The sequence below is a fragment of the Cryobacterium sp. M15 genome (genome assembly GCF_002929675.1).
In the GTDB taxonomy this organism is placed as follows: Bacteria; Actinomycetota; Actinomycetes; order Actinomycetales; family Microbacteriaceae; genus Cryobacterium; species Cryobacterium lyxosi.
The window spans coordinates 22302-42513 of the sequence record NZ_PJJW01000035.1 but is presented as its reverse complement, the minus strand read 5'-3'; the positions used below and the strand labels follow the sequence as shown (position 1 = coordinate 42513).

17 protein-coding genes are annotated in these 20212 nt (G+C 64.3%); 7 read left to right on the top strand and 10 right to left on the bottom strand.

Going from position 1 to position 20212, the window contains the following annotated elements:
• Positions 1-30 precede the first annotated feature (30 nt).
• A complete protein-coding gene (locus tag CXY83_RS06795) occupies positions 31-1470 on the bottom strand; it encodes a GuaB1 family IMP dehydrogenase-related protein (protein WP_104196625.1) in 1440 nt (479 codons plus the stop codon).
• A gap of 182 nt (positions 1471-1652) precedes the next feature.
• Here CXY83_RS06795 and CXY83_RS06790 point away from each other — a divergent pair, with 182 nt between their 5' ends.
• Positions 1653-5471: a multifunctional oxoglutarate decarboxylase/oxoglutarate dehydrogenase thiamine pyrophosphate-binding subunit/dihydrolipoyllysine-residue succinyltransferase subunit gene (locus CXY83_RS06790; RefSeq protein WP_104196742.1), complete on the top strand. Its 3819-nt coding sequence runs from the start codon at positions 1653-1655 to the stop codon at positions 5469-5471.
• Between the two features lie 225 nt (positions 5472-5696).
• A complete protein-coding gene (locus CXY83_RS06785; protein ID WP_104196624.1) occupies positions 5697-6482 on the top strand; it encodes a VOC family protein in 786 nt (261 codons plus the stop codon).
• On the opposite strand, the gene CXY83_RS06780 is transcribed toward CXY83_RS06785, so the two are convergent.
• A complete protein-coding gene (locus CXY83_RS06780) occupies positions 6479-6721 on the bottom strand; it encodes a zf-HC2 domain-containing protein (protein ID WP_104196623.1) in 243 nt (80 codons plus the stop codon). The two genes, CXY83_RS06785 and CXY83_RS06780, sit on opposite strands and share 4 nt — an antisense overlap.
• Positions 6718-7398 carry a sigma-70 family RNA polymerase sigma factor gene (locus CXY83_RS06775; RefSeq protein ID WP_104196622.1) on the bottom strand — a complete coding sequence of 227 codons (681 nt, stop codon included), beginning with the start codon at positions 7396-7398 and terminating at the stop codon, positions 6718-6720. Before CXY83_RS06775 ends, CXY83_RS06780 begins: the two co-directional genes overlap by 4 nt.
• A gap of 105 nt (positions 7399-7503) precedes the next feature.
• Here CXY83_RS06775 and aroA point away from each other — a divergent pair, with 105 nt between their 5' ends.
• Genes aroA through bcp form a run of 3 tightly spaced genes read left to right on the top strand, consistent with a single transcriptional unit; the run spans position 7504 to position 10557 of the window.
• Entirely contained in the window at positions 7504-8865 is a 1362-nt protein-coding gene (gene aroA / locus CXY83_RS06770; protein ID WP_104196621.1) for a 3-phosphoshikimate 1-carboxyvinyltransferase, read from the top strand.
• Positions 8866-10044 (top strand): ribosome small subunit-dependent GTPase A, encoded by a 1179-nt coding sequence (gene rsgA, locus CXY83_RS06765; RefSeq protein ID WP_104196620.1) that lies wholly within the window; start codon positions 8866-8868, stop codon positions 10042-10044.
• A 33-nt stretch (positions 10045-10077) separates the two neighbouring features.
• Complete coding sequence (bcp, locus tag CXY83_RS06760) at positions 10078-10557, top strand: thioredoxin-dependent thiol peroxidase (protein WP_104196619.1); 480 nt, start codon at positions 10078-10080, stop codon at positions 10555-10557.
• A 41-nt stretch (positions 10558-10598) separates the two neighbouring features.
• Here bcp and CXY83_RS06755 read toward each other — a convergent pair whose 3' ends face one another.
• A complete protein-coding gene (locus tag CXY83_RS06755; protein WP_233200660.1) occupies positions 10599-11048 on the bottom strand; it encodes a hypothetical protein in 450 nt (149 codons plus the stop codon).
• A 193-nt stretch (positions 11049-11241) separates the two neighbouring features.
• On the opposite strand from CXY83_RS06755, the gene CXY83_RS06750 reads away from it, so the two are divergent.
• Positions 11242-11490 carry a WhiB family transcriptional regulator gene (locus CXY83_RS06750; protein ID WP_035837005.1) on the top strand — a complete coding sequence of 83 codons (249 nt, stop codon included), beginning with the start codon at positions 11242-11244 and terminating at the stop codon, positions 11488-11490.
• A gap of 200 nt (positions 11491-11690) precedes the next feature.
• On the opposite strand, the gene CXY83_RS06745 is transcribed toward CXY83_RS06750, so the two are convergent.
• The 4 genes from CXY83_RS06745 to CXY83_RS06730 form a co-directional block, all read right to left on the bottom strand.
• Positions 11691-13184: a sensor histidine kinase gene (locus CXY83_RS06745; RefSeq protein ID WP_104196618.1), complete on the bottom strand. Its 1494-nt coding sequence runs from the start codon at positions 13182-13184 to the stop codon at positions 11691-11693.
• Between the two features lie 43 nt (positions 13185-13227).
• Positions 13228-14490, bottom strand: a complete 1263-nt coding sequence (locus CXY83_RS06740; RefSeq protein WP_104196617.1) for a regulator — start codon at positions 14488-14490, stop codon at positions 13228-13230.
• A complete protein-coding gene (locus tag CXY83_RS06735; protein ID WP_104196616.1) occupies positions 14490-15125 on the bottom strand; it encodes a hypothetical protein in 636 nt (211 codons plus the stop codon). The genes CXY83_RS06740 and CXY83_RS06735 overlap by 1 nt, the downstream gene beginning before the upstream one ends.
• An 89-nt stretch (positions 15126-15214) precedes the next feature.
• A complete protein-coding gene (locus CXY83_RS06730) occupies positions 15215-15814 on the bottom strand; it encodes a hypothetical protein (protein WP_104196615.1) in 600 nt (199 codons plus the stop codon).
• Positions 15815-15946: 132 nt separating this feature from the next.
• Here CXY83_RS06730 and CXY83_RS06725 point away from each other — a divergent pair, with 132 nt between their 5' ends.
• Complete coding sequence (locus CXY83_RS06725; protein ID WP_104196614.1) at positions 15947-16387, top strand: Rv3235 family protein; 441 nt, start codon at positions 15947-15949, stop codon at positions 16385-16387.
• A 121-nt stretch (positions 16388-16508) separates the two neighbouring features.
• Here CXY83_RS06725 and secA read toward each other — a convergent pair whose 3' ends face one another.
• A complete protein-coding gene (gene secA / locus CXY83_RS06720) occupies positions 16509-19316 on the bottom strand; it encodes a preprotein translocase subunit SecA (RefSeq protein ID WP_104196613.1) in 2808 nt (935 codons plus the stop codon).
• Between the two features lie 137 nt (positions 19317-19453).
• Entirely contained in the window at positions 19454-20158 is a 705-nt protein-coding gene (gene hpf / locus CXY83_RS06715; RefSeq protein WP_104196612.1) for a ribosome hibernation-promoting factor, HPF/YfiA family, read from the bottom strand.
• Between the last annotated feature and the right edge of the window lie 54 nt (positions 20159-20212).

Genomic DNA, 20212 nt, shown 5'->3' with positions numbered 1-20212 from the left:
GGATACTGTACCCGCGAGATACCGCCAGCACTACCAGGACACCGGCAGCGCCTTACCCTCCTCATAGCCGGCCGCCGACTGAATACCTACGAGCGCTTTCTCGTGAAAGTCCGCGACATTGGTGGCTCCGGCATAGGTGAACGAGGAGCGCACCCCCGAGGTGATCATGTCGAGCAGGTCTTCGATCGACGGGCGCAGCGGATCGAGGTAGATTTTCGAGCTCGAGATTCCCTCGGCGAACAGGGTCTTGCGGGCGAGGTCGTAGGCGTCGAGGCGCTCGAAGCGCGCCTGAACCGCCTTGGTCGACGCCATGCCCCAGCTTTCCTTGTAGACCGCGCCGCTGGCATCCACATTCAACGTGCCGGGCGCTTCGGTGGTTCCAGCGAACCAGGAACCGATCATGACGGATGCTGCGCCAGCGGCCAGCGCCAGGGCCACGTCGCGCGGATAGCGCACCCCGCCGTCTGCCCAGACGTGAGCGCCGAGCTCACGCGCGGCCGTGGCCGTTTCGAGCACGGCCGAGAACTGGGGCCGGCCGACGGCGGTCATCATGCGGGTGGTGCACATTGCCCCGGGACCCACTCCGACCTTGACGATGGTCGCGCCAGCGCCGACCAGATCACGCACGGCGTCTTTGGTCACGACGTTGCCGGCCACGATCGGCAGCCCGAGGTTCAGGTCGGCGACGATGCCGATCGCGCGCAACATGCCATCCTGGTGGCCGTGCGCGGTGTCGATCACCAGAATGTCTACGCCGGCGGCGGCGAGCGCGCGAGCCTTCGCCGCGACGTCACCGTTGATACCGATCGCTGCTGCGACCTTGAGCCGTCCGTGTGCGTCGAGCGCGGGCTGGTAGAGCGTGGAGCGCAGGGCGCTCTTGCGACTGAGGGTTCCGATCACGACGCCATGGTGCAGTACCGGAGCGAAGTCGATGTCGGCCTCGGTCATCAGGTCGAAAGCGCGGCGCGGCCCGTCGACGTCATCGGCGTCGATCGCGGTCAGTTCACCGTGCAGCAGGTCACCCAGGCGAGCGTCGGGCAGGGCTGTCGCCAGCCGGCTGGCGACGATGCAGCCGAGGTAGTCACCATCAGCGGAGTGGATCACTATTCCCTGTCCGGGAACGGCCGGAACCTGCCGACGGGCGAGCTCGACGGTGTCGTCGGGGGCGAACACGAACGGCGTGTCGAAACGAACCGACTGGTCTTTCACCCAGCGGATGGCCGCATCCAGGTCTTGTAGGTGCATGTCCTGCGGCAGTACCCCGAGCCCGCCACGTCGGGCGAGCGAGGCCGCCAGACGAGGCCCGGTGACCGAGTTCATATTCGCCGACACGATGGGTATCGTGGCGCCGGTGCCGTCACTCGGCGCCAGCGAGACATCTAAACGGCTGGTGACGGTCGATTGGCCGGGCACCAGGAACACGTCGGAGTAGGTCAGATCGTGACTGGGTGTCGTTCCATAGAACTGCATACCAAGAACGCTAGCCGCTCAGAGGGGTGTTTATAGCGGGACGGGATGGGATTAGGCTAGACGGGCAGACTGACCTGGCGGTCAAGATCGTCAGCGACAGGCTCAATGAAAGCGCAGATTGACCCGGCGATTGAACCCGCCGAGGGCATCCAACTTCAAAGCAGAGAGTGGGCGATCCCACGGTGTCAGGCCAGGTAACCGGTGGAGCTTCCGATGAGACAACGTCGGGCGAATTCGGAGCAAATGAGTGGCTCGTTGACGAATTGTACGAACGCTACTTGATCGACAAGAAGTTAGTGGATGAATCGTGGTGGCCGGTGCTCGAGAGCTACCACCAGACCGCGAACACCCCGGCAACCGCCGCTCCGGTACCGCAGGCCACCGCTCCGGCAGCTCCGGCAGCTCCGGCGACAGCCGTAACGGCACCAGCAGTAACGGCACCAGCAGCTCCGGTCGCGGCCGCCGCGCCGGTCGCGCAGACCGCTCCTGGAGCCGCAGCTCCGGCTCCGGTGACCGAGAACCAGCCCACGGCGCGCACCACCTCGAGTGCACCCAAACCGGCCCCCGTTCCCGCTGACGCCCCCGTGACGAGCCCGCAGGCCATCATCGTCGATGCCTCCGCGCCGGTCAAACAAGATCAGGTCTCGCCGCTGCGCGGCATGGCGAAGTCACTTGCGACCAACATGGTCACCAGCCTGACCGTGCCGACGGCCACCAGCGTGCGTACCATTCCGGCCAAGCTGCTCATCGACAACCGCATCGTCATGAACAACCACATGAAGCGGGCTCGTGGTGGCAAGGTCTCCTTCACCCACCTGATCGGTTGGGCTCTCATCCGCGCGCTCAAGATGTTCCCCAGCCAGAACGTCTACTACGACGAGGTCGACGGCAAGCCTTCGGTCGTTGCCCCCGCCCACGTCGGCATGGGGCTGGCTATCGATATGCCCAAGCCCGACGGCACCCGCGCCCTGCTCGTCCCGGCGATCAAGCGTGCCGACACGATGACCTTCGGAGAGTACCTCGCCGCCTACGAAGACCTGGTCACGCGTGCACGTAAGAACAAGCTCACCGCCGATGACTTCGCCGGAGCGACGCTGTCCCTGACCAACCCGGGCGGCATCGGCACGGTTCACTCGGTGCCCCGCCTCATGAAGGGTCAGGGCTGCATCATCGGCGCCGGCGCCCTCGACTACCCGGCCGAATTCCAGGGTTCGAGCGTCAAGACCCTCACCGGCCTGGCCATCTCCAAGACCATCACCCTCACCAGCACCTACGACCACCGGGTTATCCAGGGCGCCGGTTCGGGCGAGTTCCTCAAGATCGTGCACGAGCTTCTGATCGGCCAGCACAACTTCTACGAAGAGATCTTCTCGGCGCTGCGCATTCCGTACGACCCGATCCACTGGGCACCGGACATTAGCGTCGACCTCACGAGCGCCGTCGACAAGACCGCACGCGTGCAGGAACTGATCAATTCGTTCCGCGTGCGCGGCCACCTGATGGCCGACATCGACCCGCTCGAGTACTCGCAGCGCAGTCACCCCGACCTCGATATCGCCACCCACGGGCTTACCTTCTGGGACCTCGACCGTTCCTTCGTGACCGGCGGTTTCGGTTCGCAGCGCCAAATGCTGTTGCGCGACATTTTGGGAGTGCTGCGCGACTCGTACTGCCGCACCACCGGCATCGAGTACATGCACATTCAAGACCCAGCCCAACGCAAGTGGGTGCAGGAAAAAATAGAGAAGTCGTACGTCAAGCCCACGCACCACGAGCAGATGCGAATTCTCGCCAAGCTCAACGAGGCCGAGGCTTTCGAAACGTTCCTGCAGACCAAGTACGTCGGTCAGAAACGCTTCAGCCTCGAGGGCGGCGAGTGCACCATTCCGCTGCTCGACACTATTCTGCAGGGCGCTGCAGAGCAGGGCCTTGACGAGGTCGCGATCGGCATGGCCCACCGTGGTCGCCTGAACGTGCTCACCAACATTGCCGGCAAGACCTATGGCGAGATCTTCCGCGAGTTCGAGGGAACGCAAGACCCGCGCACCGTGCACGGTTCCGGGGACGTGAAGTATCACCTCGGCACCATGGGCTTGTTCCGCGGTGAAGACGGCGCCGAGATTCCGGTCTCGCTGGCCGCAAACCCGTCGCACCTCGAGGCCGGCGACGGCGTGCTCGAGGGCATCGTACGCGCCAAGCAGGACCGCAAGCCGATCGGCACCTTCTCCACCCTGCCCATCCTCATTCACGGTGACGCCGCGATGGCCGGCCAGGGCGTTGTGCTCGAAACCCTGCAGATGTCCCAGCTGCGCGGCTACCGCACCGGCGGCACCGTGCACATCGTGGTCAACAACCAGCTCGGTTTCACGACCCTGCCGCAGGATGCCCGCACCAGCGTCTACGCCACCGACGTCGCCAAGACCATTCAGGCGCCTATCTTCCACGTCAACGGGGACGATCCCGAGGCAGTGGTGCGTGCCGGCGAACTCGCGTTCGCTTACCGCCAGGAGTTCAAGAAAGATGTCGTCGTCGACCTCATCTGCTACCGCCGTCGTGGACACAACGAGGGCGACGACCCCTCGATGACCCAGCCGCTGATGTACAACCTGGTCGAGGCCAAGCGCAGCGTGCGCAAGCTCTACACCGAGGCGCTCGTCGGCCGTGGCGATATCACCGTGGAGGAATACGAAGCAGCCCACCGCGACTTCCAGGACCGCCTCGAACGTGCATTCCTGGAAACGCACGCCGCGCAGACCGCGTCGATTCCGATCATCACCCCGGAGATGGCCGCCACCGCGAAGGCCGAAGCTGAGGCACAGGAACGCGAGGACGCCGCTGGCGAGCCAGAGACGACCGGCGTTCCCGAGAGCGTCATCCAGCTCATCGGTGACGCGTTCAACAACAAGCCGGTCGGTTTCACGGTGCACAATAAGCTGCAGCAGCTGTTACAGAAGCGTCTCGACATGAGCCGCAACGGCAACATCGACTGGAGCTTCGGCGAGTTGCTCGCGCTGGGTTCGCTGCTGGTCGAGGGCACCCCGGTGCGTTTCGCCGGGCAGGATAGCCGCCGCGGCACGTTCGTGCAGCGTCACGCCGTTCTGCACGACCGGGTGAACGGCCAGGAATGGCTGCCGCTGGCCAACCTGAAGGACAACCAAGCGCGGTTCTGGATCTACGACTCCCTGCTGAGCGAATACGCCGCCATGGGCTTCGAGTACGGCTACTCGGTGGAACGCGCCGACGCTCTTGTCCTTTGGGAAGCCCAATTCGGTGACTTCGCCAATGGAGCGCAGACCATCATCGATCAGTTCGTCTCCTCGGCCGAGCAGAAGTGGGGGCAGCGGTCATCCGTTGTGTTGCTGCTGCCGCACGGCTACGAGGGCCAGGGGCCTGACCACTCGTCGGCTCGTATCGAACGGTTCCTGCAGCTGTGTGCCGAGGAGAACATGACCGTGGCGCGCCCGTCGACGCCCGCGTCATACTTTCACCTGCTGCGTCGCCAGGCGTACATGCGTCCGCGTCGCCCGTTGATCGTGTTCACGCCCAAGTCGATGCTGCGGCTGCGCGGCGCGACGAGCGCCGTGGCCGAGCTGACCAGCGGCAAGTTCGAGACGGTCATCGATGACGCCCGTATCGCCGACAAGAGCGCCGTCAAGCGCGTCTTGTTCATGGCTGGGAAGATCTACTACGACCTGCTGAACGAGCTCGAGAAGAACCCGAACCCGGCAATCGCCCTTGTGCGCGTTGAGCAGTACTACCCGCTGCCCGCTGTGGAGCTGAAGAACGTAGCCGCCCAGTACCCGAACGCCGAGCTGGCCTGGGTGCAGGACGAACCAGAGAACCAGGGTGCCTGGCCGTTCTTCTACCTGGAGACCAGCAAGCTCGGTCCGCGCGCCATGCTCTTGTTCTCGCGTCCGGCGTCGGCGTCGCCAGCGGCTGGATCAGCCAAGCGCCACGCGATCGAGCAGGCCAAACTGCAGCGCGACGCTTTGACCCTCTAACGATCAGAGCGAGGCTCTCACAATGGGGGTGGCGAGAGTCACCCCTATTGTTGTGTCCGCGGCGGCTGGATGCATGGGCCGGCGGGGCTGTGCCAGCTGGCACGGCGGCGTCGTTTCGTCCCCGCCGTGGTGCCGATGCCGTGGTGCCGATGCCGTGGTGCCGATACCGTCGTGTTGCCAGAGTGCGCCGACGGTTCTAGGCTCAGGGCAACTCGAGGAGAGACCATGCCCGTTCGCACTGTGAACCAGCTCGGGGAGCCGTGCTGGATTGACCTGATGACAAGCGACCCGGCCCGGTCGATCGAGTTCTACACCAAACTGCTCGGCTGGCGAGCCGTCGACACCGGGGCGGGAAGCGGCCGCTACACGATGTTCTTCCACGGCGACGCCGCCATCGCTGGTCTCACTGCCCAGGAGCGCGGAAACCGTGACTTCTGGACCACCTATCTCGCGATCGATAGCGTCGACGAAACCGTGCGCGCCGCGAGGGCCGCGGGAGCTACCGTGCTCGTGCATCCGCAGACTGTCGGGGACCAGGGGCGGCTGGCCGTGCTGACCGACCCGGCGGGAGCGGCCGTCGGCGTGTGGCAGGCCGCCGGCCATCGAGGGTTCCACGTCGACAACGAGATCGGGACGCCGGTCTGGCACGAGCTGATCACCTGTGATTTTAACGCAACGATCGCCTTCTACGAGGAGGTGTTCGGCTGGACGCCGATTCCGTTGAGCGACACCGCGGATTTTCGCTACAGCACCTTCGGCCACGACGAATCCATGACCGGCGGGGTGTACGACGCCGATGCCATGCTGCCAGCCGGGGTACCGGCATACTGGCAGGTATACCTGGGCGTCGCCGACGTGTGGGCTTCCGCGAAGAAAGTGAGTGAACTCGGTGGCACAGTGCTACGAGAACCGTGGGATTCCGACTTCGGAACCTTCGCTCAGGTAGCGGATGCGGCGGGCGCCGCGTTCCTGCTCGGGCAGGTCGAAGCGTCCCCGCGACCCTCCGACTAGTGCGAGGCTTGCAGGGAGCGCAGCTTGAGCAAAACCTGGTCGCGCAGGTCTTCGGGCGCGGTCTCCTTGCAGGCACGCTGCATGACCTCGGTCAAGGTGCGACCAACAAGATGTTCGCTGCTGCAGTCGGGGCAATTAGCGAGATGCTCCCGAATGTCGGCCGCATCATTCTTGCGAAGTTCGTTGTGCAGGTATTCTTCGAGTTCGGCCTTGGCCTTCTCGCAACCACAGTCGGTCATTTTTCTGTGCTCCTGGATGTTTTCTGGTCCTGGCCCATGCCCAGCCCGCGTTCAGCCGCGTAGCCGGCCAACAGCTCGCGCAGGAGTCGCCGGCCACGGTGCAGGCGACTCATTACGGTGCCGATGGGGGTCTTCATGATTTCGGCGATCTCCTGGTAGGAGAACCCTTCGACGTCGGCGAAGTACACGGCGAGTCTGAAGTCTTCGGGAATTGACTGCAGGGCGTTTTTGACGGCGCTGTCCGGCAGGTGGTCGATGGCCTCGGCCTCGGCCGAACGCCCCGACATCGCGGTGGTTGATTCGGCGCCGCCGAGCTGCCAGTCTTCCAACTCATCAATCGTGCCCTGGTACGGCTCGCGTTGCTTCTTGCGGTACGCATTGATGAAGGTGTTGGTGAGAATACGGTACAGCCACGCTTTGAGGTTGGTGCCCTGCTCGTACTGTGCGAAGGCGGCGAAGGCCTTCACGAAGGTTTCCTGCACGAGATCCTGCGCATCCGACGGATTGCGTGTCATGCGCATGGCCGCCGCGTACAGCTGGTCGAGAAAAGGCAACGCCTGTTCCTCGAACAAGCCGCGGGTCTGCTCGCGCAGTTCCGCCTTGGTCGGGGAAAGTATCGTGAGATCTGTGTCGCTGCTCGAAAGGTCTCCCGAGTTCGCGGGCGTGTCTGAAGTCATTACCCCTGATTCTAAGCTGTTACCCACAGTCAGGGCTCGCTCCAGCAGCATTGACACCGTTATGCATCTCCCTCAGATTGTTATCACCGACTATTCTGATAACCGATGCTGATCTCGAAATATTCCAAGCCGGAGTTCGATCCGTACGGCGATAATTCACCGACCGAGGAAAATGCCTGGTGGCCGGCGCCGAACACAGACGCGCCCCTGCAGGCTGTGCTGGCCCTGCCGGGCTCGAAATCGTTGACCAACAGGGAGCTCGTCGCATCCGCTTTGGCCAGCGAACCGTCCCTGCTCCGGTCGCCGCTGCACTCCCGCGACAGCGATCTCATGGTCGCCGCGCTGCGCCAGCTGGGCACCACGATCGAGGCGGTGGCCGGCACGGGTGCGTTCGGCTCCGACCTGCTGGTGACCCCACCCGAGGAACTGCTCGGTTCCACCACGATCGACTGCGGCCTGGCCGGAACCGTTATGCGTTTTCTGCCGCCGCTGGCCGCCCTCGCCCTCGGTCCGACGACGTTCGACGGCGATGTCGGTGCCCGCCGCCGCCCCATGGGTCCGATCATCGGCGCGCTGCGCGACCTCGGCGGCGATATCAACGACGATGGCAAGCGCGCCTTGCCCTTCACCGTTCACGGACGCGGAGTGGTTGCTGGCGGCGCCACGACCATCGACGCGGGCACATCCAGCCAGTTCGTCTCCGGCCTGCTGCTGGCCGGCGCACGTTTCGAGCACGGGCTGCACCTCACGCACTCCGGCGAACGACTGCCCAGCCTGCCGCACATCGAGATGACCATCGAGGTGTTGCGCGCTCGCGGAGTCATCGTGGCCACGCCGAACGTCGGCGAATGGATCATCGAACCCGGTCTTCTCTCGGGTCGTACGGTCGATATCGAACCCGATCTTTCCAACGCCGCACCGTTCCTCTGCGCCGCGCTCGTGGCCGGGGGCAGCGTCAGCATCACCGGCTGGCCGCAGACGACCACTCAGGTGGGCGCCGACCTCGAGCAGCTCCTGCCGCTGTTCGGCGCGACCGTCACCCACGTGGGCGACCGCCTCACCGTAACCGGCGGCGAGCGCATTCTCGGTGTCGACCTGGACCTTTCAACCGGCGGCGAGCTCGCCTGCACCCTCGTCGCCCTCGCTGCCCTCGCCGAGACGCCGAGCACGATCACTGGAATCGGGCACATTCGCAACCACGAGACCGACCGCCTCGCTGCGCTGGCCACCGAGATCAACCGACTCGGAGGCCAGGTCACGGAGCTGCCCGACGGCCTGCAGATCGAGCCGGCCCCCCTGCACGGCGGCCAGTGGCTCAGTTACGACGACCACCGGATGGCCACGGCCGGAGCGCTGATCGGCCTCGCCGTACCCGGCGTTAACGTGGAGAACATCGGCACGACCGCGAAAACCCTCCCCCAGTTTCCGCAGCTCTGGCATGCGATGATCACCGAAGCGGCGCTGTAGATGGCGGTGGCGGTGGCGGGCGATGCGACTGTGCCGGGCGATGGCGAGGATCGCGATCGGCTCAGCGCTCATGTGGTCGCCGACGCACCGTCCACGGACTACGCCCATTACGCCGACCTCGCCGGTGATCCTGGCGATACCTGGTGGGCTTCTGCCGACGATGACGAGCCTGAGTTCGATGAGTCGAACGTGCACGTGCGTCCCGGCCGCAAGGGCAGTAAACCCCGCTCCAAAACTCGACCGAGCCATGAGGACGCCCTGACCGGCCGCATCCTCTCGGTCGACCGCGGCCGTTATACGGTCATGCTCGATGAAAACCTGCCGACCGAGCGACGTATCACAACCGCCAGGGCCAGTGAACTGCGCAAAAAGGCCGTCGTCAACGGCGACCGGGTCGACATCGTCGGCGACACGACCGGGGCGGAGGGCAGCCTGGCCCGTATCGTGCGCATCGTGCCGCGCGACACGCTGCTGCGGCGAAGCGCCGACGACACGGATGCCGTTGAGCGCGTGATCGTGGCCAATGCCGACCAGATGCTGATCGTGGTCGCTGCGGCCAACCCGGAGCCACGCATCCGCTTGGTGGATCGCTACCTGGTCGCGGCCTACGACGCCGGCGTGAAGCCCATCCTGTGCATCACCAAGACCGACCTCGCCGACCCCGCCGTATTCCTGGCCAATTTCGCCGGCCTCGACCTGCCCGTGTTTCAGAGCGGCGAGGGCGGCATGCCGATCGAAGCGATTTCGGCGGCACTGGTCGGTCACGACACCGTCTTCGTCGGGCACTCCGGAGTTGGCAAGTCCACGCTGGTGAACGCGCTCGTGCCGGGCACCAACCGGGCCATCGGCGTCGTCAACACCGTCACCGGGCGTGGCCGCCACACCTCGTCGTCGACCGTGTCGCTGCGCCTTCAAACGGATGCCGGCCGCGGCTGGGTCATCGACACTCCCGGTGTGCGGTCCTTTGGCCTCGGGCACATCAACACCGACAACATTCTCAAGGCCTTCACCGATCTCGCGACGATCGCCGAACGCTGCCCGCGGGGCTGCACGCACTTACCCGACTCGCCGGACTGCGCCATCATCGAGGCCGTCGAGGCCGATGAACTCGGCGTGACCGGCCGGGTGCGCCTGGACTCCCTGCAGCGCCTTCTCGCCACCTTCGCGCCCACGCGCTGAGCCCGTGTCCCCTGACGCAGTTACGATGGAGGGATGACGGATTCAGCGCGCCTTGCAGTCGGCGATACAGCCCCCCAGTTCACCCTGACCGATCAGGATGGGGCATCCGTTTCACTGGCCGACTTTTCGGGCAGCAAAGTCGTCGTGTATTTTTACCCGGCCGCGATGAGCCCCGGCTGCACGACCCAGGCCTGCGACTTTCGCGACAACCTCGGGTCGCTCAAATCGGCCGGCTACCAGGTACTCGGACTGTCGAAAGATGCTCCGGCCACGCTCAAGAAGTTTCAAGAGCACGACGCCGTGAACTTTCCCTTGCTCAGCGACACCGACCTCGCCGTGCACCGCGCCTACGGCGCTTACGGCGAGAAGAATCTGTACGGCAAGATCGTGACCGGTGTGCTGCGGTCGACGATCGTGCTCGATGAGGCCGGAATCATCACCCACGCCCTTTACAACGTCAAGGCCACGGGCCACGTCGCAAGCCTGCGTAAGAAGCTCGGTATCGACGCCTAGGTTCGCACTTGATCGGGTCTTCACGGCCCGCACAGCGCCGTTTAGTCGGCTTCGGGCTCGGGTTCGTGGCTGGTCGCAGCTACGACACGCGGAGTGAACACCAAAACGAGCACAATGATGGACGGCAGCAGCAGCGCCCAGCCGACGTCAGGCCGAGCGTAGATTCCCTGAAAACAACCGATCGCGATCATGACCTGCACGAGCTGCCACGTGATGGCACCACCACGAATCCACGGACGTCGACGAAGAGCGCCGACGGTGATCGCACTGACCCACACGGCAGCGACCACGATAAGGGCTAACAGGGCGAGCGCGGCTCCCACCGAGGTCGGGGTGGCAATGAGCAGTTCGAGCACCCACCATGCGCTGAAGAACCACAGGGCGAGCGCTTCCAGGGCGAGGAATGCGATCAACACCCCCAACAGGGGGGCACGACGAAGAGCCCGGAGGTCGATCCAGGCTGGGCGCCCTGCACCAGAGCCGCTGTTCACAGCGAAAAACCATACAAAACTATTGATTTGATACCTCTATTATGGGACGATATTGAAGGTCTGGTTGACGCTCACAGGGACGTGAGCTATTTCAACGCGGTTAACGCGCAGATCCCACATTCCTGCAACCGGCCATCACCCCCGCAACTCTGGCCAATCGGCCGTGCACCCATGTAACAAAAGGAGCATCCCTATGGACTGGCGCGATAAAGCTGCCTGCCTTACCGCCGACCCGGAACTTTTCTTTCCGGTCGGCAACACTGGACCCGCTGTGGACCAGATCGAGAAGGCAAAGTCGGTGTGCGCACGATGCAACGTCACCGAGGTGTGCCTCCAGTACGCACTGGAAACCGGCCAGGACTCGGGAGTCTGGGGCGGTCTGAGCGAAGACGAACGCCGCGCGCTCAAGCGTCGCGCAGCACGCGCCCGCCGAGCTTCCTAGCGAGTTAGCACGACCACAGAACGCGAGCCTGCGGCCATCCGGTATTCCCGGAAGCCGTTGGCTCGTTTTTTTGTGCCCGCCAGCGGACCTCGCGACCGCGCGAAACCTCACCCGCTCGAAGGCCCACCTTATGGCCGCGGGCCAAGTCTATAAACTGGGCCCGCGCATCGGGCCCGGGCCCCGTCCAAAAGGAGACGGGGCTAGCCTTCCTTCATGAAACGCAGGGGGATCTCGATCGTCACCTCGGTGCCGCTGCCCATCATGGTGTGCCAGTCGATGGTGCCGCCGAGTTCACCCTGAATAAGTGTGCGTACAATCTGCGTCCCGAGGCCAGAGCCCACCTTGCCTTCCGGCAGACCGACACCGGTGTCGCGCACCATGACGGTGAGTGTCTCATCGCTGCGCTGCGCCTCGATCGACACTTCACCCTCACGCCCGGCGAGGCCGTGCTCGACCGCGTTGGTAACCAGCTCCGTCAGCACGAGCGCGAGCGGCGTCGCATAAGCGCTCGGCAAGGTACCGAAGCTGCCGGAGGATTTCGGGTGCACGGTCGTGTTGTGAGCGGATGCCACCTCTACCGTCAACAGCAACACCCGTTCGAAGACAGCGTCGAAGTCGACGATCTGGCTGAGTCCCTCCGACAGGGTGTCGTGCACAACAGCGATGGCGGCAACCCGCCGCATCGCCTGGGTCAGTGCCTCGCGCGCCCGGTCGGACTGGGTGCGCCTTGCCTGGATGCGCAGCAGGGACGCCACGGTCTGCAGATTGTTCTTGACCCGATGGTGGATCTCCCGGATGGTCGCATCCTTGGTGATCAGCTCACGTTCCTGGTGGCGCAACTCGCTGACGTCACGGGACAAGATGATCGCACCAACGCGTTCTCCGCGGTTGCGAATGGGAATCGCGCGTAGCGACACCGTCACCCCGCGCGCCTCGATATCGGTGCGCCACGGCGCCCGCCCGGTGACGATCAGGGGCAGGGACTCGTCGACGACGGCAGTGCCGGTGAGCAGGCTCGTGGTGACCTCGGCGAGGGACTCCCCCTCGAGTTCTTCGGCGAAACCCATACGGTTGAATGCGGAAAGCGCATTCGGGCTGGCAAAGGTGGTCAAGCCGTCGACGTCAAGGCGCAGCAGGCCGTCCGAAGCGCGCGGCGCGCCGCGGCGCGGTCCGGTTGGGGCCCCAAGATCGGGAAAGTCGCCGGAGGCGATCATGGCAAAGAGGTCGTTCGCGCAGTCGTTGAAGGTCAACTCCTGACGACTCGGCGTGCGCGCCTCACTCAGGTTGGTGTGACGGGTGAGCACCGCCACCGGGACAGCTGTCACCTCGGATCCGCTCGTGCTCAGTCGGCGCAATACCGGAATGGCCCGCACGCGGGTGGGAGTCTCCTCGAACCAGGCAGGGGCATCGCGGTCGACGATCTTCGCAGCCTCGAAGGCTTCAGTGACCTGGTTGCGCCACTCCGCTTTGATGTGCTGGCCGACGAAGTCCCGATAGAACAGGGTGGCCGCGCTTGATGGGCGTGCGTGCGCTACCGCGACGAAACTGTCGGAGGTCGTCGGAACCCACACGACGATATCCGCGAACGCGAGGTCAGCCAGCAGCTGGCCGTCCGCGACCAGCATGTGCAGCCAGTCCACGTCTTCCGCGCTGCTGCGGCCCTGGGCAAGTACGAGATCACTGAGCGTCGACACTCTCCATAGCCTAGGTGTATCTGTGGGTTCACCTCGCCGTACCTCACATGACCGGGGCTGCCTTTCGTCCGCGCCACGTGACGCGCCGCGGCTTGCGCTTCGATTCCGTGGCAGGAAGAACGATCAGGTCCTCCAGAACAAAACGACGGATGCTCACGCGCGCCGCAGATTTCGGGCTCGCGTCCCGCAGGGTGCGGCCCGTCAATACCGCCGCGTCCAGGGCGCCTTGGTCGTGCGGCACCAGAATCGATGATTCGATGCCGCCGAAACGCAACAGCATTGCCGTGACCTGCGCCCGCGGATTCATCCCGACAGCACTCGCCCGCACCTGGTTCATCACGACGCTGACCGTACTGGTGCCGATCACCTCGGTGAGATCGCTCCAGGCGCGAAGAAACCGGGCCATCCCCACCGGGTCTGCCAGCCCACAGGCGACAACGTGATCGGCCACGCGCAGGGCAGTGACGGTGGCGGCGTTCCGCCTTGGCGCCAACACGTCACTGCTCAGTTCTTCATCGCTCTCCAGACTGAATCCGGTATCGACCACCACGTAGTCGACCCAGTGGCGTAACGCGTCAATGGTGCGAGTGACCCGTTCGGTCGACAGTTCCGGCCAGCGCGACGGCCTGCCGAGGCCGGTGAGCACCCAGAAAGCGCCCTTGGGCGAGTTGTAGCGTTGCGCGATACGTTCAAGCTCCGATTGGTTGAGACTGTCGCTGCCGGCCAGCCGACAGGCGGCAGCGAAACCCGGTGCTTCGTCGAGCATGCCCAGGCTCGGGGCGATCGAGGCGCTGTAGGTATCAACGTCGGCCAACACGACGGTGTGACCGGCTGCCGCGATTTCCGCCGCGATGTTGATGGCGAGGGTGGTGCGCCCCGGGGCGCCACATGGACCCCAGACCGCGATCACCGACCCGGTATTGAGCGCGCCGCCGGTGAAATGCCGTTCCCCCACCCGCAACGGAACGACAACGCCCGACACAAGCAGATCTTCGATCTCCGACCAGTCGCAGGGTATCGCGACCGTTTCGTACAGGCCGAGTGTGCCCGCGTGCCGCCGCTCCTGTTCGGTCGCGGTCAGGGCGACGACCCGGATGCCGCGCTCGTCGCACGCGGCGATCAGCTGCCCCGTCAGGGACTCGCGGCGACCACTGACGACGACGACGTGCGGCTGGCCATGCGATAGCGTCTCGAGAAACTCCCGGGCGGTATCAACGCGCGTGACGACGCTGTGCCCGCAATCCACGATCTCGGCCAGCATCCGCTGCTCGGTCGCTCGATCCAGCACGAGCGCGAGCCTGGCCATCAGGGCACCACCGGGGTGTTCACGGGCACGATCGCGACGGCATCACCGTTCATGATCGCTTCCAGCACCACGCCCACACTGGCCTTCGGTACGAGCATCTCGACGGATTGACCGTTGTCGGCCGCGATGATGCCGGTCGGTTCGACGATACGAACGATAACGGCCTGTCCCACGAGAATCGTCGGCGGAGCGTATTCGCTGGGTCCGGCAGCCCGCGCCGACCAGATATCGACGACGGAGCCCGCCACGATGGACGCGGCCAGCCTTCCGGGGATATCGACGACGACACTGGTCACGTCGCTCCCCGACGCTTGCCCGACCGCGGAGCGTGCCACGAGTTCGCCGGCCAGGATGGTCTGGGTGACGAGCAGACCGCGTTTCAGGTCGGCCGCCGGCACAAGATACAGGTCGGCCGTGCCGCCGAGCTGCACCCGGCTCTCCACGAGGTCGGCCGATCTGAGCTGATCGCCGACGGTCAGTGTGTGCCGTGCGGTATAGACCGCCGTGGTGCGATCACTGCCGGCGACGATCGCGCCGACGCCCGCGATCGACGCAGCGACCAGCACCAGACCGATGACAAATCGGGGATCGACCCAGAACCGGCGGCGCGTACGTGTGGAACCGGTTGTTTTCATCCGTTACCTCGCTTGTCTGTAGCGCTTCTGATGATGCGTTGGGCCTTATCGTGCCCGACTGCGGAAAATCGTGGAAAAGTCATCCACAATTACCCCAGCCGGATGACGTGAATTTGCCAGAACGGCACGAGACGGTAGTGCAGGACTTCCGGCGCGCGGCGCAGCGTTCCGAGCGGATGCACCGCCAGATCGAGGTGGTCACGCGCGACCCGGTCGATGGTGCCGGCCAGGACACCACCGCGGGTCGCAAGCTCCACGCTGCGCCGTCGCCGGCACAGATCCCGAAGCACAAAGGGGAAAGCGACTCGTTCGATCAGCTTTCCGGTAGATTCTGACTCGACCGCGAGCGAGACCAGATACTGCTCGTCATTGAGCACGACACCGGCGATGGCCGAGAGCGGAATCACGCACTGAACCCGACCGTTTCCAGCGCCCGTTAAGTCAGCCGCGAGCCAGTCTCGGCCGAGCGTCGTCGGGCGAAGCACGATCGTCTCACCGGAGACCAGCACGATGCGCAACTGCAGCGCGCCACCCAGGCCAACCGACCGCACCACGTTACTCAATCGGGTGCGCAGGGAGAGCTTGTCCAACCGCTGGCGTTCTTCCTTCAGGCGCAGGTCAGTGGCGTCGGAGTGCATCTCGCGTTCGAGCTGCCCTTCGAGGTCATCAAACAAATCATCCCAGCGCACACGTCGAAAGTAGCCGACGCGAGACGATCTCGCTCACGTTGTGCACAGGCTCTTTAAGCGCTAGACAACGCGGTGATCAAGCTGGTTGAGTGTGGCGCTACAAGAGTTGCACGTTCGATATCAGGAGGAACGATGACGTCATCTGGTTCCGGTGCTTCCAGCGCACAGGTTCACCCGTCGGAGGCTCACAACGATGCGCGCGGAGTCAGCCCGAAGCCGATTGGACAGGCACACCAGCCCGAAACGGAGCAGGTGCTGCGCGCCCTCGCCCTGCGGGCTGTCGAAGTCATCGCCGGAGCCAGAGACCTCGAGCAACTCGCGCGATGGGTTACCGACGACGTCTACGCCCATCTGCGCGTGCGCGTGTCGATCGCCGCTCGCGCCAGAGCCATCACGGGAGTCGTCGCTGAACGGCCAAGGCTGTGGATCGACCATGTCAAGACCTGGCCGACCGACACCGGCGGTTTCAATGCAGTGATCCTGGTGTACGACAAACGCCGAGCGCACGTCGTCTCGGTACAGTTGGAGGGCTTGGATCAGCGCTGGCGTGCCACCGTTCTCGTTGTCCTGTGATGCGCGGGCATTTCCGCCAGCAGACGGATGCCCCGCTCACGAACCGTGCGACAACGCTCGCCCACGAATGGGCGTGCGTTGCCGGCCCAATCGTCGGCACAATCGTCGGTGTGCGTCGGGGCTAGATCGTCTTCTTGCCCTGGGCGCGGCGCTCGGCCCGGTTCACCGGTGCGGCACCCTCGGTTTTCTGCCCAAACGCTCCACGCTGGGGCGGGCTGGCTACTTCTTCCGCCTCGTCATCGCTCGCCGCGATCGTCGCCGTGCGCCTGGCCCGATCAGTGGCAGCCTGCTGAATCTGGCCGCGCTGATTGCGCACCTCGACTCCGCCGGAATCGCTCGGCGCAGTGTAACTGAGCTTCTCGTCCGATGAGTCAGCTGGGCTGAGCCCCTTTCCCGCGATGGCCGGCCCGTCGACGGCACCAGCACCGGCAGTCACCTCAACGTCGAGGTTGAACAGGAACCCAACGGTCTCCTCGCGAATCTGGCCCATCATCTGCTGAAACATGGCGAAACCCTCGCGCTGGTATTCGACCAGCGGGTCGCGCTGCGCCATCGCACGCAGCCCGATGCCATCTTTCAGGTAGTCCATCTCATAGAGGTGGTCGCGCCAGCGGCGGTCGATCACCGAGAGCACCACACGACGTTCCAGTTCGCGCATCGCGGGGGCACCGAGGGAATCTTCACGACGTGAGTAGGCGAGCTTGGCGTCGGAGAGAATCTCCCGGCGCATGAAATCGCGATTGATTCGGCCCTTGTCGCCGGCCTCAGAAACGACCTCGTCGATGGTCAGTCCCACCGGGTAGAGGGTCTTCAGTTCGGTCCACATCGCGTCGAAGTCCCAGTCGTCGCCGTTGCCGTCGCTGGCATGCACGTCGAGCACCTCGTCTATGACGTTGGTGAGGAAAGTCTGGGTGCGTTCATGCAGGTCGTCACCTTCGAGGATGTGTCGACGGTCACCGTAAATGGCTTCACGTTGGCGGTTGAGAACGTCGTCGTACTTGAGCACGTTCTTACGAATCTCGGCGTTACGACCCTCGACCTGTGACTGTGCGCTGCGGATGGCGCGGCTGACCACCTTGGATTCGATCGCCATGTCGTCTGGCACGCCCGAGCGGCCCATCAGAGCTTCGGCTGCGCCGGCGTTGAACAGGCGCATGAGGTCGTCGGTGAGCGAGAGGTAGAACCGGCTCTCGCCCGGGTCCCCCTGGCGTCCACTGCGTCCGCGCAGCTGGTTGTCGATGCGGCGTGATTCGTGCCGTTCGGTACCGAGCACGTAGAGGCCGCCGGCAGCGATGACTTTCTCGGCCTCTTCACTGACGTCGGCCTTGACAGCGGTGAATACGTCGTCCCAGGCGAGTTCGTACTCGTCAGGTGTTTCTACCGGGCTGAGGCCCTTCGCGTTCATCTCGGCAACAGCGAGGAACTCGGCGTTCCCGCCGAGCATCACGTCGGTACCGCGGCCGGCCATGTTGGTGGCGACTGTCACCGAGCCGAGTCGACCGGCCTGCGCGACGATCGCGGCTTCACGGGCGTGGTTCTTCGCGTTGAGGACCTCGTGTCGCACACCCATTTTGGCGAGCAGGCGGGACAGGTACTCGCTCTTCTCGACGCTGGTCGTGCCGACCAGAACCGGCTGGCCGGCTTCGTGGCGCAAGGCGATGTCTTCAACGACCTGACGAAACTTGGACTCTTCGTTCTTGTAGATCAGGTCGGACTGGTCGATGCGCTGCATCGGCTTGTTGGTGGGAATGGCCACGACGCCGAGCTTGTAGGTACTCATGAACTCAGCGGCTTCGGTCTCGGCCGTACCGGTCATGCCGGAGATCTTCGAGTACAGGCGGAAGTAGTTCTGCAGGGTCACGGTGGCCAGGGTCTGGTTCTCGGCTTTGACGGCGACACCCTCCTTGGCCTCGATCGCCTGGTGGATGCCCTCGTTGTAGCGGCGTCCCATGAGAATACGGCCAGTGTGCTCATCGACGATGAGCACCTCCCCGTTCATGACGACGTAGTCCTTGTCCTTCTTGAACAAAGAATTCGCCTTGATGGCGTTGTTCAAAAAAGAGATCAGCGGCGTGTTGGCTGATTCGTAGAGGTTGTCGATGCCGAGGTAATCCTCGACCTTTTCGATGCCGGGCTCGAGCACGCCGATGGTGCGCTTCTTCTCGTCGACCTCGAAGTCTTCGTCGGCGATGAGACGCTTGGCCAGGCTGGCGAACTCGTTGAACCAGCGGTTAGCTTCGCCCGACGCCGGCCCCGAGATGATCAGCGGGGTACGAGCCTCGTCGATGAGGATCGAGTCGACTTCGTCGACGATGGCGAAGTAGTGCCCGCGCTGCACCATATCGCTGGCCTGCCACGCCATGTTGTCGCGCAGGTAGTCGAAGCCGAACTCATTGTTGGTGCCATAGGTGATGTCGGCGGCATACATTTCGCGCCGCTGTGCCGGAGTCTGACCCGAGACGATGCATCCGGTCGTCATACCGAGGGCACGGAAAACGCGGCCCATGAGCTCGCTCTGGTAGCTTGCGAGGTAGTCGTTGACCGTGATGACATGCACACCGCGGCTGCTGATGGCGTTGAGGTAGGCAGCGGTGGTGGCGACGAGGGTCTTGCCCTCTCCGGTCTTCATCTCGGCAATGTTGCCAAGGTGAAGGGCGGCTCCACCCATCAGCTGCACGTCGAAGTGCCGCAGCCCCAGGGTGCGAGTGCTCGCCTCGCGCACTGCGGCGAACGCCTCGGGCAGCAGATCGTCGAGCGATTCCCCGTTGGAGTACCGTTCCCGCAGGGTAACGGTCTCGTTTTTCAGCTCCTCGTCGGTGAGCTCGTGGAAGTCTTCTTCCAGCGCGTTGATGGCCTTCGCGTAGTTTTCCAGGCGGCGCAGAACGCGACCCTCACCAACACGAAGAACCTTTTCAAGAATTGACGCCACGAATGTACTCCACTAGTCAAACGGTGCAGGCACGCACTGTGGCAGCCCAATCGGACTGCCACAGCACAAGCCTGCGCCTCTCGTCTGGCAGATGCCAGAGCACCGACCTGGTCGGCGGCTAAGGTAATGCTAGTTGGTCAGTTGGCACGCCCGCTGGTAACGGGCACAGCCTCCTGCAGCTCGCCGACCGAGCCGTCGAGTTCGATCACTCCGTAGTCCCAGCCCTTGCGGCGGTAGACCACACTGGCTCGTTTGGTTTCGATGTCCTGGAACAGGTAGAAATCGTGGCCGACGAGTTCCATGAAGTAGAGGGCATCATCGACGGACATGGGGGCCGCCGCGAAAACCTTGCGACGGATGACGACGGGGCAGTAATCCTCCTCGGTGGAGGCCTCGGGGGCATCCGCTTGCACGATAGGAATCGCACCGGTGCGCACGCGCTCGAGCGTCTCGGGGTTGGCCGGTGTGATGTCGATGACGCTGAAGCCGACCGCGGACGCTTCGTGGAGCGAGATGGGCCGATGGGCGCCGCCGCGGTGTACCTTCTTGCGGTCCTTGGCGCGACGAACACGCTCGAGCAGACGACCCAGCGCCACGTCGAAAGCGGCGTACTTGTCGGATCCGTCCGCTTCGGCCCGCACCAACGGACCCTTGCCGATCAGGGTGAGTTCGACCCGGTCGTTGCCGACGGCCGCCCCGTTCTTCTCGTGGTGTCGACTGACCTTGATCTCGAGGGCGAGGGCCTTATCGGCGAGAAGAGCAATTTTCTCGGCCTTCTCCGTCGCGTAATCCCGGAAGCGATCAGTGATCCCAAGGTTGCGTCCGACGATGTTAGTTTCCATGACGACCTCCAGTTTGGCGGACCGCCCAAAACCGGGCGATCAGTGCACGCCTTT